The following is a 15,524-nucleotide window of genomic DNA, read 5'->3' on the forward strand; positions in this document are numbered from 1 at the left end:
TACTGTTATGATGTGGCTTTTCAGTATTATGTTTTGAGAAGTACAGGTCATAAGGCGGTACATTGCCGACAAACCGTGCCAGTCTGTTTCGAATCCAGTTGACTAAATCGCTGAAGTGTCTTAAATGAAGTTCCGGGCATGGTGGAGACGTTTGGCAATGATTCCAAACGATCTCATCTGCTACCATTTACGACCGACACGGGGTTTCGCCGCCACAGTCAGGCGCAATTTACTTTCAAACAAGGAGAAACAGATATGGGTGAAAAGGGAAAAAAAGACAAAGGCAGAAAGGAACAACAGAAAAAGGCCCAGCTTAATCCAAAGGAAAAACGAAAATTGAAAAAAGAAAAGAAGAAATAAATGCCCAGTGTTGTCCGATGAGGTAAATTCAAGTTGCGAGCGCAATGCCTGGCAGCAGGGTTCATGTGGTGTCTGGTAGTCGAGGCAATTTCTTGGTCTATAATTAAGCTTTTCCACTGCCGATGTAAGATTTTTATTGGTTGCTTTCATAAAATTTATTGCTTTTGATAAATTCGTAAAAAGTCTAAAAGTTCTCTTTCCAGTCATTCCCGCCCGTCGTGTTCGCGCACTGTCGCGGTAGGCGAAGGCTGGAATCTACGGGATAAAATGCAGTCGTGCCTGTGGCAGACAAGCCGGGATCCGGTAAATTGAAGATTCCCTGTAGCAAGTTCAAGACCTGTCCTCATGCTAATTTCAACTGAAAGTCTTTACTAACACAGGAGGTTTTTAATGAAAGAAAGTTCACGGTTTAATGTCTCACTCAGCTTTGAAGGGATAAGGTTTCCACCATTTGAGGATATACTCTTGCTTGGCAGAAGGTGTCCGCAAGGCAAGGCAGGTGTTTCAAAATGCTTGAACCTGATAGCGCCGGAAAAGTTTGAATTGGTTGAAATTGATGATCCAGTTGTTGAGGCGATGCTGATAAACAAAGTAATCATCAAACGCATGCCGGTGGAAAAAGTCATCAAAATACTGAAGGCTAAAGTCTTTCCTTTGATGACAAATGGCGAAATTGTAAAGGTAGATTTCAATGTAATGATCTATTTTGATGGGATAGAAGGAGTGCTGAAGGAGATAAAATGAAAGTAAAGCATCTGCTTGAAAAAATGTTTCAAAGAGCAGGTCCTTACGCAGGAATCGAGTCTATTGAGAAGCGTCTGGGGGATAATTCGTTTCTGGTCGTGTTGGACGGGGATTCATTTTTGGGGATCCTTACACCTTCTGATATCATTAAATCGCCCCACCAACTGGTAATCGACTGCGTACACGACATGCCTTGTGTGGACCATGATCAGGACGTCGAATTGGTTTTAATGGTGATGAAGGAGACTCGGGATTCCGTATTGCCAGTGTTTAAAGGCGATGAATTTATCGGCGTCGTTACCTCGGCAACCATCACAGATTATCTCTCTGAGTATCATAACGAACTGAAACAAGTAATATCTGGACGTACTGCTGAACTGGTTAAAGCCAACGAGCAACTGAAACGGGAAATAGAAGATCGCAATCGGGCAGAGGATGGCCTTCTGGAGAGTGAAAGCCGATTCAGAGAAATGGCGGAACTATTGCCAACCGTCATTTGCGAGATGGATACCAGCTTTTGCATAACCTACAGCAACAATCTGGGGTTTCAGACATTTGGTTATACTCAAGAGGAACTCGACGCGGGTATAAACGGAATAGACCTTTTGCACCCTGATGATAGAGAAGACGCAATCCGACGTATTGAGCAGATTGTGAAAGGAGTAGACATTGGCCCCATGGAATACCGGATGCTGAGGAAGGATGGGTCAGAAATATTTACCCTGGTACACGCAGCCCTTATGCACAAGATGGGGCAAACAACCGGTTTTAGAGTTAGCATATCCGATATAACAGAGCAAAAGAGACTTCAGCGCCGGTTACATCAAAGCCAGAAGATGGAGGCTATCGCTACTTTAGCCGGAGGTATTGCACACCAGTTCAACAACGCCCTGTGTTCTATCACGGGTTACACCGGGCTGCTTGAAATAAAGTTCCCTGGCAATGAGATGATAATGGATTATGTCAGGCCGATGAAGAAATGCGCCGATCAGATGGCGGTCCTGACCAGCCAGTTGTTGGCCTATGCCCTGGGAGGTAGATATAATCCTCAAACCATACTGTTGAGTGAATATATAGAAGGCACACTGCCCCTGATCCAGCATACCCTTGGACCAAATATCCGCGTGGAAACGGATTTGCCGCCGGATATTCTAAACGTAGAGGCGGATCGCACCCAGATGCAGATGGTGCTGCTGGCCATAATGGCTAACGCAAACGAGGCTATAGAGGATCAGGGTCGTATCAGGATTACCACTAAAAACATGGAGGTCGGCCAGGACTCTATTAAGGATTATCCCGGTCTGAAGCCAGATCGTTATGTCTGCCTTTCGATAGAAGATGATGGAAAGGGAATGGACAAAGAAACAAGAAGCAGGATATTCGAGCCTTTTTTTACCACCCATTTTATCGGCCGGGGACTTGGGATGGCATCTGTTTACGGCATTGTCACGAACCACGGTGGCATTGTCTTGGTGGACTCGGAACCTGGCAAAGGGACGGCAGTCAAAATATACCTGCCTGCTTTAGAGACCGGGGAAGAGATTGAAGAAGATGCAGAGGAAAGGATCGTTCCTGTGCCTGCGATTAACCTGCCGGGGGTTGAGGGTACAGTCCTGGTTATTGAAGACCAAGAGCCTTTGGTGAAACTGTTAGGAGAGATACTGGAGAGACTCGGTTATCGTGTGCTTGAGGCCAGTACCGGGGGAGAGGCTGTTGAGATTGCCAAAACGTTTGATGGGAATATCGACATTGCTCTCCTGGATATAAAACTGCCTGATATGGAGGGCGGCAGGGTTTATCCCCTTATCATGGAAGCAAGGCCGAATCTGAAGGTGATCGTGTGCAGCGGCTATGGCATAGATGGCCCCGCCCAGAAGATCCTTGACGCCGGTGCTCAAGCTTTTATTCGGAAACCGTTTTTGATTTCAACATTGGCTGAAAAATTGAAGGAGGTGTCCGGAGGTGCTCCTGTCTGTCTGCCGCCGCTTGTTACCAACAGGATGCCACCATGAAACCGAGAACAAGAATAGCTACAGCCCGGACCCCGGACGGAGGGGAAATGGTGCTTTATCAACATGGCTGTGATTTCTTGATCAAGATCAACGGTCAGGATTTGATGCACAGTCGCCAGCATGAGTCGGAACTGGAGCTGGCGCGGCTGGGTTGTGCGCATCTGGCTGGTCGCAAGGCGCCCAGCATACTTATCGGAGGCTTGGGTATGGGATATACCTTGCGCCAGTCTCTCGATATGCTCAGCCCCCACGCGCGGGTGGTGGTGGGTGAACTGTTGGGTGCTGTGGTCGAATGGAATCGTGAGTTCTTCGGGGAACTCAACGGCCGGCCGATGGGGGACGAACGAGTTGACCTCAAGACGGGCGATATCGTCAAGCTTATCTCACGTTCCAAGAGCAGATTCGATGCGATCCTTCTGGATATCGATAATGGTCCAAGCGCGATGACCGATTCAGGAAACCGCCGTCTGTACGGTCTTGAAGGAATTCAAGCCTGTCGCCGCGCGCTACGCGAACAGGGGTGCCTGGCTGTATGGTCGGCTGAGCCGAGCAAGAAATTTGAGCGGCTCTTGATTGGTTGCGGCTTCCATGTGCGCCGTTTCCGGGTTTCCGCCTACAAGGGGAGTAAATCGCAGTCACGTTTTGTATGGGTCGCTTCGGAGGACAAGAGTATTCTCCCACGCGGTGGCGGCGAGCCGCGCCTGTCGCTCAAAAAGGAGTCAAAGGGAGGTCGCAGACAGCCGCCGGGGAGACGATCAGCTTTAAAGAAGCTAAAAATATATTGAACATAAAATAGCAAACAAGCATGTTGTGTTCTCAACACGAGCTGGAGGGTGTGGAACCATGTTGCTGAAGACATACACTAAAGAAATATTTAGACCAAAATACATGCCGGATGCTAAATCGATCCGCTGTTATGCCCATCTTGATGAAGATATCAAAAAAGTATTGCCTTTTCTCAATGCAGAATTGGGCGGAGATTCTTATACACTAGATCCACCATCCGTAACTTTTAAAGTCCATGGTAAGTTAATCACCGTTCATCCCAAAAAAATAGCAATCAACGCTCTCAAGGATGAATCAGAAGCAGATAAAATCCTTTCCTGGCTTCAACGTGAGATTAACGATGTATGGGATAGACATGATGAAATTGAACCAAGCTATAAAAGTGCTTCTAAACCGGTCATTCTGGAAATATTGAAACTTTTGCCAAAAACCAATTGCAGGGAGTGCAGAGAAGCTACTTGTTTGGTATTTGCCACGCGTGTAGCTGAAGGCGCAAAAGATGAAAATGACTGTCCAATCTTGGTGGCTGAAAATAGAAAAAGGCTTATGGAATATTTATCTCAGTTTGATTTTGAATGAACCTCCCCGCCAAGCTACGGGGTATCTAAAGGATAACATGTTTTGTCATTCCGTGCTTGACATGAAATGACAGAAACGAAGCAAGCTTCGGGGAATTAGACCCAAAGAGATTAAAAATGAATTTCATTCAGCGGGATTTGCATTTACAGTCTGTTTCACCTGAGTTGTCAACCATCCTCAAAAAAAACTCTGAAGAATAACAGAGAAATAGCAGCAGACTTTAACAATTTTGTAAAAGCAACTTTGAAAATTCCCGCAAGAAAAATCAGCCATACTATATTTTAGGGAATAACCAGAATATTATTATAGGTGCCAAAGCAGTTTGAACACTTATGGTCGTTATTGGGATCAAGTATCCACTGCCCGTCAACCAAGAATTTGTATTCACATTTCCCTGGAGTAAGCATAACCATTTTTTTCCAGACTCCACCTTCATACTTCTTCATCCGATATTCTTTATTATTCCAATTGTTAAAATCTCCCATTAAGACGACTTCTTCTGCATCTGGATTGTTCAATGTAAATGTGATTCTTTTTTTCTTAATTTTTGCTTTTGTTGTCTTAGCCATACAAAACCTCCTTTGTTAGGGTATCATATAAGCCACAAGGCAACTTTGAATACAAGTTGTCTCTGTTGTGTGTATCCAGTATTCAGGCATTAAGCCTTTTGAAAAGCCTTCAATTCTTTAATATTTAGATAAAATACACCATTTAGGGCATACTGTCAACTCTACTTTTGCCCATTGATTGTTCATATATTGCAAGAAATATCTTGCTATGATAATAATTATAAATTGCAAGTGAGCTAAAGTTAAGTTATTTTATTAGGCTTAAATCTGATGCATTCGTAAAAAGTCGGATTCATCGAATGTGTCATTTCGACCGCAGGGAGAAATCTTATCTTTTCAATAGGTTGCAGAATAAAGATTCCTCGTTTTACTCGAAATGACAGGCCAGAGGGACTTTTTACGAATTCATCAAAGCTGAACTGTTACAAAAAGGAGAATAAGAGCTATGTTTCGGGAAAATCTAAATAAAATCGTCCACAGGAAAAATTTAAGCGGGAATGAAATGTCTGAAATGATTACTGAAATCTTTTCGGGCAGCATAACCGATGCGCAGATCGGAGCATTTATGGCGGCTCTTGCCACAAAGGGCGAAACATTTGAGGAGCTGGCCGGAGCAGCAAAGGCCATGCGAAGAAAGGCCCTGCGCATTCAAGTATCTTCCCGGACTGTTGTGGACACATGCGGCACGGGCGGAGACGCTGCTCAAACCTTTAATATTTCAACCACAACCGCTTTTATAGTCGCGGGCTGCGGAGTAACTGTGGCCAAGCATGGAAACCGCTCTGTTTCAAGCAAATGCGGGAGCGCGGATCTTCTTGAAGCAATGGGAGTAAAGCTGGATATAAATCCGGAAATAGTGGAAGAGGCCATCGAAGAGATCGGCATTGGCTTTCTTTATGCTCCCCTTTATCACGGGGCAATGCGATATGCAGCCAAAGCAAGAAAGGAGATTGGAATACGCAGCATTTTCAACATGCTTGGGCCCCTGACAAATCCAGCGGGAGCCAATTGCCAGCTACTTGGCGTGTATGCGCCTGAACTAACTGAAATGTTTGCGCAGGCCCTTCGGTTGCTGGGCGCAAAGAGGGCATTTATCGTGCACGGTCATGATGGGCTGGATGAAATCTCGGTTTGCGCGCCAACCCGCATTTCCGAGCTTAAAGATGATCTTATCCGTACCTATGACATAACCCCTGAAGATTTTTTCGGAAGCAAAGCAAACCCGGAAGATCTTGCAGGAGGAGACTCTGAAGAAAATGCCGGCATAACTCGAAGAATCCTTGCCGGCGAAAAGGGTCCGAAAAGGGATGTGGTTTTGCTGAATGCTTCAGCTGCTCTTGTTGCTGCCGGAAAAGCCAAAGATTTTAAAGAAGGTATCAGTCTCGCCGAAACCTCCATTGATAGCGGGGCTGCTGCGGAAAAACTTGAAAGACTGGCAAGATATACCCAGGAAAATGGATAATGATAAAATAAATCATAAAAACACGAAAGACAGAAAGCACGAAATATAACAAAGATTAAAGAAACTAAAGTTGTAACCACTCGGGTGGACAGGCTGAAGGCTCTTAGGAACATATAAAGATGCAAACCGATTTTCTGACAAAAATTGTTGAACATAAAAAAGAGGAAATTGCTGCGGCAAAAAAGAATTTACCGGAAAGCCTGGTCCGTGATAAAGCGGCTCTGGCTCAAAAAAGGCGCATGTTTTTAAAAAAACTTGAGGAGCCCGGACCTTCGGGAATAAATATTATTGCTGAAATCAAACGGGCATCTCCTTCCAAAGGAGAAATATGCAGAGATGTCAACCCCGCCATATATGCTTCTGAATATGAGCGTGGAGGGGCCGCAGCCCTGTCGGTTCTTACAGACACGTCTTATTTTAAGGGCAGCATAAAAGACTTTAAAACAGCGCGGCAAGCCGTAGCCATACCGGTTCTTCGAAAAGACTTTTTGATCTCTACATACCAGATTTATGAATCTGCGATGATAGGCGCGGATGCGGTTCTTCTTATTGCCCGTATTCTTTCGCCGGATCAGCTTAAAGATTATCTCAATCTCTGTAATGAACTAAATATGGATGCCCTTGTTGAAATTCATTCGGAAAAGGATATGGAGGTCGCCACCATGGCTGGGGCGCGGCTGATCGGGATTAATAATCGTGACCTGAGCACATTTAAAACCGATATCAATACGACAATTAACATGGCATCCCTTCTCAAGCCGGATCAGGTTGCTGTGGCTGCAAGCGGAATCATGACGCGCGAAGATATAGAAAAAATACAGAAAGCTGGAATCTGGAACTTTCTAATCGGGGAAAGCCTCATGCGGGCAAAAAACCGGCATGCTTTTCTCAAATCTCTCATGGGGGGAAAGTAGCGCTCTGTGGTGAAAGATTAAATTGGTTTTATCAACAATGAACTTAAGAAAAAAAATAGAAAATAACAGCAAACCTCAGGTTAAGGTATGCGGCTTGACACGCGTTGAAGAAGCATTGGAATGCGCGGCGCTTGGAGTTGATGCAATTGGATGTGTCTTTTTTCCCAAAAGCCCGAGGCATGTAACCGAAGACCAGGCAAAAAAAATATTTGAGGCTTTATCCGGCAGGGTGAAAAAAGTAGGTGTGTTTGTGAACGAAACATTTGACAATATAATGCAAAAAGTAAATTATTGCTGTCTGGATTATGTTCAACTCCACGGCAGCGAATCACCTGAGCTGGTCAGTCGGCTTGTTCAAGAAAATATTCTTGTGATTAAAGCCTTGTTTGCCGAAGGCAGACCCTCGTTTGAGGAGGCCGAAAATTATCGGGCATCCGCATATCTTGTTGAATGCGGCAAAGGCATACTTCCTGGCGGCAATGCGCTTCAATGGGATTGGGAGAAAGCATACGGTTTCGGCAAACAACACCCTTTTATCCTGGCAGGGGGACTTGCGCCCGAAAATATCTGTCGCGCCGTAACCGAGAGTGCGCCGGATGCCGTGGATGTAAGTTCGGGAGTTGAATCATCACCTGGAAGAAAGGATTTCCACAAAGTTAAATCCTTTATCGACGCTCTTGCACGATGCAATTTTGATAGAGAGCCTGGTAAAAAGATTAGGAGGATTTTTTAATGGATAATAACAAAGCGGTTAATAACAAATATAATCAAGACAAATTTCCTGATTCCAAAGGCCATTTCGGCATTTATGGCGGGCGTTATGTCGGCGAAACCCTGATGCCTGCCCTACTGGAGCTGGACGAGGCTTATAATACGATTGTGCCTGATCCATCTTTTCAGTCTGAATTCAAGAGATTATTGCAAGATTACGCGGGCAGGCCGACCCCTCTGTTTTATGCAAAAAGACTGAGTGAACACCTTGATGGAGCATTCATTTATCTGAAGCGGGAAGATCTGGCTCATACAGGAGCTCATAAGATCAACAACACCCTGGGGCAGGCGCTTCTTGCACACCGAATGGGCAAAACTAAACTTATTGCTGAAACAGGGGCGGGGCAGCATGGTGTGGCAACGGCAACAGCGGCGGCTCTCTTTGGAATGGAGTGCCGTATCTTTATGGGAAGGGAAGACATCCGGAGGCAAGCCCCAAATGTTCAGCGCATGAAACTGCTCGGCGCCCAGGTAGTTCCGGTTACCTCAGGAACTATGACACTTAAGGATGCAATGAATGAGGCGATGCGCTTCTGGGTAGGGGCGGTTCGCGATACCTTTTATGTAATAGGATCGGTTGCGGGACCCCACCCTTATCCGGTAATGGTCCGGGAATTTCAGAAAGTTATCGGAGATGAAGCAAGGCGGCAGATACTCGAACATACCGGAGGTCTTCCAGATGTACTGATTGCCTGTGTCGGAGGAGGAAGCAATGCAATGGGACTTTTCCATGCATTTATGGCAGATCCTGTTGAAATGGTGGGGGTTGAAGCGGCAGGCAGGGGAATTGAAACAAAAAAACATGCGGCAACCCTTGGAGAAGGTTCAATAGGGGTTTTGCATGGTTCCAAGTCTTATGTGCTGCAGGATGAAAACGGACAGATTCAGGAGGCCCATTCGATCTCAGCAGGGCTGGATTATCCCGGAGTGGGGCCTGAACATTCCCTGTTAAAGGATTTAAACAGGGTGCAATATGTTTCCATAGATGATCATCAGGCCTTAGAAGCATTTAATAGTCTTTGCGTTCTGGAGGGGATTATCCCTGCCCTGGAAAGTTCGCATGCTGTTGCCTGGGCCATGATTGAAGCGTCTCGCAGGCCGAAAAACGAGATTATACTGGTAAATCTATCTGGAAGAGGGGATAAGGATCTCGACATTGTTTCCGCCTATAATTAAATATCTCGGAAATTCTACAACTTATTGAACTTATAGATATTTATTGGAGCTATCGCAAGTTCGATCAGTATTCCAATTGTGAGCAAAGCGAACTAAGCTGATAATAACTTGACAAGGAGATTAAAGGATAATGAATCGCATTGATAAAACCTTTGAAGATTTAAGACAAAAAAAAGAAAAGGCTCTGGTTGGATTTATTACCGCAGGCGATCCAAACATCTCGGATTCTTTCAGCATAATTAAAGCCATGTGCAAAAGCGGCCTGGATATTTTAGAACTTGGAATCTCTTTTTCCGATCCCACGGCTGACGGGCCTGCTATTCAGCGGTCCTCGGCAAGAGCTCTAAAACAGGGAATAAATCTTAGAGCTGTTCTTGAAATGACCGGCAGGCTGAGGAAAGAGACATCCATACCGATTATCCTTTTCAGTTATTACAATCCTGTTTACGCATACGGAGCTAAAGCCTTTTACAAAGACGCGCTGGCGGCAGGAGCAGATGGAGCGCTGGTGGTTGATCTTCCGCCTGAGGAGTCTGATGAAATGACCTCGCAATGGCCAGGAAATGAGCTTGCCTTAATCCGCCTTGTTGCGCCGACAACTCCGTTAGAACGGATGATTCAAATTGCGCAATCTGCATCAGGATTTATATACCTTGTTTCCAAAACTGGAGTTACCGGAAGCGAAGGTCTGGACACAGAGGATATAAAGGATAAAATTGGATCGCTTCGCTCGGCGACAAAGCTGCCCATCTGCGTTGGTTTCGGGATTTCCACGGCTGATGATGTGGCTGCCATTGCTTCGGTTGCAGATGGCGTGGTGATCGGAAGCGCTTTTGAACGTCTAATCGAAGATAACCTTGATAATCCCGATATTGTCTCGGTCCTTGCAAACAAGGTGGCCGAGTTTAAAAAAGCGACAAGAATTGTAACATCTTAATAGCTCAAGCCCCGTGGATTGCCCGATGCTTCTCCAACTTCCAGCGCTTGTCAAAATTATAGCGATTTTTGTCTTTATCCTTGTTCTCAGCAGATGCAAGATATCTCTTTATATCTGCCTCTTTTCCGCTGCTGCTGCGGCAGGGCTCTGGATGGGGCAAGGGCCTGTTGAAACGGCTCGTCTTGTTCTTGTCAAGTCCTTAGCCGGTGAAAGTCTGTGGCTGGCCGTAATTATAGTGGAGATTATCGTCTTAAGCCATCTTCTTAAGGAAGGTCGGCAGATGGAGCGTATTGTCGATACCTTCAAGGCTATATCTTTTGGCAATCGTTTTACTTTGGCCAGTTTGCCCGCTATAATCGGGCTTCTTCCAATGCCAGGGGGCGCCCTTTTTTCAGCGCCCATGGTGGAATCAAGCGCCTCGGGAAGCGGGCTGTCGGCTGAACTTAAAACAGCGATAAACTACTGGTTCAGACACATTTGGGAGTATTGGTGGCCATTATATCCAGGGATGATTCTTGCAATAAGCCTTTTAAACGTAAAGCCCTGGCAGCTTATTGCAGCACAATTTCCTTTGTGTCTCGGCGTGTTGGTCAGCGGCAACATCTTTCTTTTGTCGGCTTGTCCAAAGAAAAGATCAAGCACAACCCCGTCACGCAAAGATGTCCAAAGATTTCTTTATGAGATCATCCCTTTTGGATTGGTCATCCTCGCCATGTTCGGCCTTGACTTTATAATAGACTATATAGGCCTCCCGTTTGCCTGGCCCAAATATCTTAATTTCCTGACAGGTCTTATTTTGGCCCAGGGTTGGGTAATAAAGACAAATAATCTGCCGACTCTGCTTGTAAAGAAGGCCTTATTCCATCGATTTACACTCGACATGGCCTTGATCATATTGGGAATAATGGCATTTAAAGGTGTATTGATAGAGACCCACATGATCGGCAAAATCCAGGAGGAGCTGATCTATTATCACATACCCACGGTTTTTGTGGTGGCTGCTCTGCCATTTATCTCCGGCCTGGTTATGGGGATTGCCATCGGATTTGTCGGCAGCTCCTACCCCCTTATCATTGTTCTTCTTCACGGGCAGATTCAGGGCGCTGAGATGCTTGCCTACTCTACTCTTGCCTATGGCTTTGGTTATATGGGGATGATGATGAGCCCTGTTCATCTGTGTCTTCTTGTGAGTAACGACTACTTTCATGCGGACCTGGCCGGAACCTACAAGCTGCTTATAAAGCCCATGATTTTCGTTCTAATTTGGACGGTTTTTTTGTTTATGGTCTATAAAACAGCATTTGCGCTGTGACGCGGTCTATTTTACCTTTCTTAAAACCCCGGTTATATCTTCTCCGAATTCCTCTTTTTGCCAGTTCTTCAGCTCCTTAATTCTTTCAATGTCGCTTTTATCGAGCGGGTTGGAGACGGCAATAGTGTTTATCATTGTTTTAGTTAACACCAGTGAAGGATTTATCTCAAGAATTTCAGCCTTTTTATCTCTCCAGGATGTAAGACTTTCTATCCGTTCCACAACCTCAGGTTTTTTAAAAGGAGCCTTGGTGCGAGGATAAACCGGAAGCTTGTTTTCAGTTATATTCAAAGCCTTATTTATTGCCTCTACCAGGACATTGCCATACATGTCGATTTGCCCGGCACTTAATGTATTTGTCTTTTTTAATCGCTGCAGATTTACCGGTTGTGCCTCAGCGAGTTTTATCATTGAGTTATTGGAGAAAACCTTAAACAGGGGCTTATCTTTCTTTTTTGCGATTTTTCGGCGAGACTGGAGAAGATATTCAAGAACAGCAAGCTGTCTTCGGCTTAACCTCCCTGCTCCTTTAAACTTTAGATATAATGGGTCGCTATTTAATGCAGGAGGTCTTACTTTGCTTAAAATTGCGCATTCTTCATATACCCATGGAAGACGTCCTTTTTCAGCAAGCTCTTTTTCGAGTATTGCGGCTAAGGGGAGAAGATGGATTGCATCGCAGGCAGCATATTTTATCATTTCATCCGGCAGGGGCCTTTTTGACCAGTCTTTTTTCTGAAATCTTTTATCAAGCTTTACATTGAACCTTTGCTGAAGAACGGCATCAAGGCCTGTTCCATTAATACCAAGGAACATGCATGCAAGCTGGGTGTCAAACAGATTGTTTATTTTTATGTTAAAATCCCTATATAGAGAGCGAACATCATAATCTGCTCCGTGAAATATTTTTTTTATATCACGATTCGCAAAAAAGGGTTTAAGCAAAGAAAGGTCTTTGATCTGTAAAGTGTCTATGACTACATTTATTCTTTTTGCCGCTATCTGAATAAGACATACCTTTTCCTTAAAATGGAACATTGAATCCGCTTCCAGATCAACGGCAATGGTTTTTTCATTTTTCAAGGATCGGGTGATATCTTCCAGGCCTGATATTGTGTCTATTATTTGATAATTTAAACCATCGCAATTTTTCATTTTTATCCTTGACCTGCAGGGCTGATTTTCATAAGTATCTATATCTTATTCAATATTATTAAGTTAGCCGCTTTTATTATTAACCGCCACGAAGCACGAAGGATTTTTTTATCTTCGCGTTCTTTGTAGTAAAAATATTATTGTGAGCATATTATAATGAACATAACATTTCCTGATGGGAATATAAAGGGCTTTGACAACATGCCCACCGGTTTTGATGTGGCTATGAGCATTTCGGAAGATTTTGCAAGAAACTGCGTTGCCATGGAGCTGGATTCCGCGATTGTTGATTTAAACACAAAGATTACTCGCGACGCTTCTGTAAGATTTATTACAACCAAGGAGCCGGAAGCGCTGGATATTCTTCGTCACAGCGCGGCGCATGTCATGGCTCAGGCGATTTTGCATATTTTCCCGGGAGCAAAGCTTACAATAGGGCCTGTTGTGGAAAACGGTTTTTATTATGATATTGACATGGAGCCGGTTTCTGAAGAGGATTTCCCGAAAATTGAAGCTGAGATGAAAAAAATTATAAATGCAAAGGTTCCATTTAAAAGAAAAGAGGTGTCAAAATCCAAAGCAATGGATTTTTATATAAATGAACCATATAAACTGGAAATGATTTCAGAGCTGGAAGATGGAACAATATCCCTGTATGAACAGGGGGATTTTACAGATTTATGCCGCGGCCCGCATATCCCTCACGCAGGATTTGTCAAGGCAGTAAAGCTTATGAAGGTTTCAGGCGCTTACTGGCGCGCTGATCAGACAAAGCAGCAACTCCAGAGAATTTATGGCGCCGCCTTTTTCAGCAAAAAAGAGCTGAAGGCATATCTGGATTTTCTGGAAGAGGCAAAAAAGAGGAACCATCGAAAAATCGGCGTGGCAATGGATCTTTTCAGTTTTCATGACGAGGCGCCTGGAATGCCTTTTTTCCACCCAAAAGGGCTTGTTATATGGAGATCTCTGATAGATTACTGGCGCCTGGAACACAGGGCCGCGGGTTATGTTGAGATAAAGACTCCTGTTATGCTTTCCCGCAGCCTGTGGGAAAAAAGCGGCCACTGGGAAAACTACCGCGAAAATATGTATACATCCGTGGTGGATGAAATAGAATATGCCATTAAACCGATGAACTGCCCGGGCGGGATGCTTTTTTACGGCACAAAACCCAGCTCATACAAAGATTTGCCGATCCGCGCCGCTGAAATCGGACTTGTTCACCGGCACGAATTAAGCGGTGTTTTATCAGGCCTGTTCAGGGTCAGGGCTTTTCATCAGGATGACGCACACATTTTCATGATGCCGGACCAGATCGAAGATGAAATCCTTGGTGTGTTCAGACTGGTAGAACGCATTTACAGCACCTTTGGGCTTGGTTTTCACATAGAGCTTTCAACGCGTCCTGAAAAATCTATCGGCACGGACAAACAATGGGAGGTTGCTACGGAAGGCTTAAAGTCCGCGCTCAAGATCTACGGCAGGGACTATAAAATAAATGAAGGTGACGGCGCTTTTTACGGGCCAAAGATAGATATTCACATTAAGGATGCCCTTGGCCGCACCTGGCAGTGCGGAACCATACAGCTGGACATGGCCTTGCCTGAAAGATTCGACCTGTCGTATATTGCAAAGAACAATGAAAAACATCGCCCCCTGATGATACACAGGGTAATTTTTGGTTCTATTGAGAGGTTTTTCGGTATTTTGATCGAACACTTTGCCGGGAAGTTCCCATTATGGATGACGCCGGTGCAGGTAATCATACTGCCGATAAATGATGACCTTATCCCTTATGCAAACGAAGTAATGACAACTCTTGCACAAGCAGGACTGCGCGCAGAATTAGACAGCAGGACGGAAAGCCTGAACAAAAAGATTCGTGAGGCCCAGGTAAATAAAATTCCCCTTATACTTACTATTGGGAAAAAGGAAAAAGACTCAGGCGCTCTTTCGGTTAGAACCCTGGATGGCAATGTCAGATATGGGGTCACCATGGAGGAGTTTTTAAACAGAGTTCTTGAGCATGTTAGTCAAAGAAAACCGGAACTGGAAATTATCTGGTCTTGACAGGAAGATAAAAGCATAGTTCGTGCATGGGACAGGACCGGCAAACAGGGTTTCTTGCCTTGCAGACAGCTCTTCCAAAATAAATAAGACGAAGAGAAAAGTCGCTCCACTCTTTTTTTGGTATTATCTTCATTAGATCAAACTCAATCTTTATTGGATCATTATTTTCCGTCAGCCCGAGCCTTTTTGAAATCCTTGCAACATGGGTATCAACGGCAATACCCGGAATCCCAAATCCAGCGCCAAGAACCACATTGGCGGTTTTACGTCCTACGCCCGGCAGTTTTACAAGTTCATCAAGGGTTTCAGGCACCATGCCATTGTGTTTTTCTATAAGGATCGCGGAACAGTTTTTGATATTTTCAGCCTTGTTTCGGAAAAAACCTGTCGAATGGATTAATTCCTCAACAGTCTTATTCGATACATCAACAAAATCATATGGAGTCGTCAGCTTGTTGAATAAATCTTTTGTTACATTATTTACCTGCTTGTCTGTACACTGGGCTGACAATATTGTTGCCACAAGAAGCTGAAAAGGGTTCCTGTGATTGAGATGAGTCTTGACTTTTGGATACGCGCTTTTTAGTATTTCGCGTATCTTTTTTGCGCGAGCTTTAACTTGCATTATGTCCCCTTTATCAAAGTTGTAACAGTTTAGCTTTTTAAAAATGTTACCG

At 44.6% G+C, this 15,524-nt stretch carries 14 protein-coding genes; 11 read left to right on the forward strand and 3 right to left on the reverse strand.

The window, feature by feature from the left end:
- Positions 1–750: 750 nt before the first annotated feature.
- Genes VMW78_08640 through VMW78_08655 form a run of 4 tightly spaced genes read left to right on the forward strand, consistent with a single transcriptional unit; the run spans position 751 to position 4,481 of the window.
- A complete protein-coding gene (locus VMW78_08640) occupies positions 751–1,104 on the forward strand; it encodes a hypothetical protein (GenBank protein ID HUV51069.1) in 354 nt (117 codons plus the stop codon).
- Entirely contained in the window at positions 1,101–3,116 is a 2,016-nt protein-coding gene (locus tag VMW78_08645; GenBank protein ID HUV51070.1) for a PAS domain S-box protein, read from the forward strand. Before VMW78_08640 ends, VMW78_08645 begins: the two co-directional genes overlap by 4 nt.
- A complete protein-coding gene (locus VMW78_08650; protein ID HUV51071.1) occupies positions 3,113–3,901 on the forward strand; it encodes a hypothetical protein in 789 nt (262 codons plus the stop codon). The genes VMW78_08645 and VMW78_08650 overlap by 4 nt, the downstream gene beginning before the upstream one ends.
- Before the next feature lie 58 nt (positions 3,902–3,959).
- Positions 3,960–4,481: a (Fe-S)-binding protein gene (locus tag VMW78_08655; GenBank protein HUV51072.1), complete on the forward strand. Its 522-nt coding sequence runs from the start codon at positions 3,960–3,962 to the stop codon at positions 4,479–4,481.
- A gap of 281 nt (positions 4,482–4,762) precedes the next feature.
- On the opposite strand, the gene VMW78_08660 is transcribed toward VMW78_08655, so the two are convergent.
- Positions 4,763–5,050 (reverse strand): glycogen-binding domain-containing protein, encoded by a 288-nt coding sequence (locus VMW78_08660; GenBank protein ID HUV51073.1) that lies wholly within the window; start codon positions 5,048–5,050, stop codon positions 4,763–4,765.
- 445 nt (positions 5,051–5,495) lie between these two features.
- Here VMW78_08660 and trpD point away from each other — a divergent pair, with 445 nt between their 5' ends.
- From trpD to VMW78_08690, 6 genes are all read left to right on the forward strand, one after another.
- A complete protein-coding gene (gene trpD / locus VMW78_08665; GenBank protein ID HUV51074.1) occupies positions 5,496–6,512 on the forward strand; it encodes an anthranilate phosphoribosyltransferase in 1,017 nt (338 codons plus the stop codon).
- 119 nt (positions 6,513–6,631) lie between these two features.
- Positions 6,632–7,426 carry an indole-3-glycerol phosphate synthase TrpC gene (trpC, locus tag VMW78_08670; protein HUV51075.1) on the forward strand — a complete coding sequence of 265 codons (795 nt, stop codon included), beginning with the start codon at positions 6,632–6,634 and terminating at the stop codon, positions 7,424–7,426.
- Between the two features lie 37 nt (positions 7,427–7,463).
- A complete protein-coding gene (locus VMW78_08675; GenBank protein ID HUV51076.1) occupies positions 7,464–8,159 on the forward strand; it encodes a phosphoribosylanthranilate isomerase in 696 nt (231 codons plus the stop codon).
- Positions 8,159–9,373 (forward strand): tryptophan synthase subunit beta, encoded by a 1,215-nt coding sequence (trpB, locus tag VMW78_08680; GenBank protein ID HUV51077.1) that lies wholly within the window; start codon positions 8,159–8,161, stop codon positions 9,371–9,373. The genes VMW78_08675 and trpB overlap by 1 nt, the downstream gene beginning before the upstream one ends.
- Before the next feature lie 130 nt (positions 9,374–9,503).
- The gene (trpA, locus tag VMW78_08685) at positions 9,504–10,310 is read left to right on the forward strand and encodes a tryptophan synthase subunit alpha (GenBank protein ID HUV51078.1); all 807 of its coding nucleotides are present in this window, start codon (positions 9,504–9,506) and stop codon (positions 10,308–10,310) included.
- A gap of 25 nt (positions 10,311–10,335) precedes the next feature.
- Entirely contained in the window at positions 10,336–11,622 is a 1,287-nt protein-coding gene (locus VMW78_08690) for a DUF401 family protein (protein HUV51079.1), read from the forward strand.
- Positions 11,623–11,628: 6 nt separating this feature from the next.
- Here VMW78_08690 and VMW78_08695 read toward each other — a convergent pair whose 3' ends face one another.
- Positions 11,629–12,777, reverse strand: coding sequence for an HRDC domain-containing protein (locus VMW78_08695; GenBank protein HUV51080.1), 1,149 nt, complete (start codon positions 12,775–12,777; stop codon positions 11,629–11,631).
- Positions 12,778–12,930: 153 nt separating this feature from the next.
- Between VMW78_08695 and thrS the strand changes: the two genes are divergently transcribed.
- Positions 12,931–14,847 (forward strand): threonine--tRNA ligase, encoded by a 1,917-nt coding sequence (gene thrS / locus VMW78_08700; GenBank protein ID HUV51081.1) that lies wholly within the window; start codon positions 12,931–12,933, stop codon positions 14,845–14,847.
- Here thrS and nth read toward each other — a convergent pair.
- Positions 14,834–15,472 carry an endonuclease III gene (nth, locus tag VMW78_08705; GenBank protein ID HUV51082.1) on the reverse strand — a complete coding sequence of 213 codons (639 nt, stop codon included), beginning with the start codon at positions 15,470–15,472 and terminating at the stop codon, positions 14,834–14,836. The genes thrS and nth overlap by 14 nt on opposite strands.
- Between the last annotated feature and the right edge of the window lie 52 nt (positions 15,473–15,524).

It is taken from the genome of Anaerolineae bacterium (assembly GCA_035529315.1).
Taxonomy (GTDB): domain Bacteria; phylum Desulfobacterota; class Desulfobacteria; order Desulfobacterales; family ETH-SRB1; genus Desulfaltia.